The organism is Kitasatospora sp. NPDC001261, assembly GCF_042896795.1.
Lineage (GTDB): Bacteria > Actinomycetota > Actinomycetes > Streptomycetales > Streptomycetaceae > Kitasatospora.
Genome location: NZ_JBIAXP010000074.1, coordinates 1 through 1,553, shown reverse-complemented (window position 1 = coordinate 1,553; position 1,553 = coordinate 1). Strand labels below are relative to the sequence as shown.

General features: G+C 71.9%; 1 protein-coding gene. It reads right to left on the bottom strand.

All coding sequences use genetic code 11. The features are described from left to right. A partial coding sequence (locus ACFY4B_RS42575; protein WP_387977193.1) for a transposase occupies positions 1 to 1,434 on the bottom strand: 1,434 nt, incomplete at its 3' end. Positions 1,435 to 1,553 lie beyond the last annotated feature (119 nt).

The following is a 1,553-nucleotide window of genomic DNA, read 5'->3' as shown; positions in this document are numbered from 1 at the left end:
TCGTCGCAGGCCGGGGCCTCGGACCGCTTGTGAGACGGTGCCCTCGATGCCGGCGCGGGCCCGGTAGGCCTCGCGCCATCGGGGGGTGTCCTGTTCGGCCTGCATCCGTGTCCGGGCGGTATGGATCGGTTCGGGATGGATCTCCAGGACCCGGCCGAGGTGAGGGGCGCCGGTGGTGCACTGGGCGCGGATCGGGCAGGGGCGGCAGTCCGCGCGGGAGAAGGCGACGCGGATCAGGCCGTCCTTCTTCGGCCGCATGGAGATGCTGGTGGCCCCGGCGGGGCAGTGGGTGACGCCGCTGTGCCAGTCGACGTGGAAGTCCTTGGGGGTGAACGTGCCGCCCCGGGCGCCCCGGCCGGTCTGGACCGTGACGGGGGCGACAAGGGAGATGCCGCGTTCCAGGGACGCGCCGATGCCGGGCCCGCTGGGGTAGCCGGAGTCGAGCAGGTGCTCGCCGGGTTTCAGGTCCCGGGCGATGAGTTTGTCCTGGACGGGGGTGACGGCCGTGACGTCGGGTTCGGTGGCGGGGGTGGTGTGGACGTCGGTGACCACGTGCGGCAGGCCCTCGTCGCAGGACTCGGTCAGGTGGCCCTTGGAACCGGTCCATTCCATGCGTGCGGCGCCGGGCGCGCCTTTGGTGCTGTAGCGGGCGTCAGGGTCGTGGGGTGAGCGCACGCGCTGTGCGGAGGGCGGCAGTTCCTTGGTGTCCCGGTAGCGCAGTCGGCCGGTGGTGGTGGCCTCGAAGTGCTGGTCCCACAGCTCGCGCAGGATTTTGACCTGCGGGAGGCCGTTCATCCGCACGGCGTCGGGGTCCGTGTCGATGGCGGCGATCAGGCTCTGCCCGTCGGCGCCGATCTGCTCGGCGAGCTTGAGGGCGGAGGCGCCTCTGCGGCGCAGGAGCCTGCCGGTCTCGACCTTGCGGCCGTAGCGTTCGTCCCAGCCGGGCCCGAGCAGCGGCACGACCAGGCCCGGGTCGGTGCGGGCGATCTCCTCCAGGGCCGCGCGCAGGGCCTCGCCCAGGCACTCGACGCGGTTCAGTGTGCGCACGCAGGCCAGCACGTGGGTGGAGTCGGTGCGCTGACGGCCGCCGGCCCGCACCAGGCCGGCGGCCTTCAGACGTTCCAGCATCAGCGAGAGCAGGGCATCCGCCCGATTCCCGGCTGCCAGGCGGGCCCGGAACTCGCACAGCACGCTGGCATCGAAACCGGTGTACTCCAGCTCCAGTCCCAGTGCGTACTTCCAGGAGATCCGGTCGGCCACCGCCACCGCGGCGTCCCGGTCGGAGAGGTTGTGCAGGAACTGCAGGACCGTGACCATCGCCAGCAGGGCCGGCGAGATCCCGGGCCGTCCCAGGTCCGCGTACATCTCCTCGAACTCACCCGTGGTGAAGTCCTCGTCGCTGAACAACGGACCCAGCGCGTCCCGAACCCGCATCTCGTCCGTCCCCCGCGGATGGACCCGGCGAGCCAGCGCCACGGTCTCCGCCGGAATCCCCGACACACCACCAGGACGCAACACGACCCACCCCCACAGACAGCCAACCCGCCCCGACC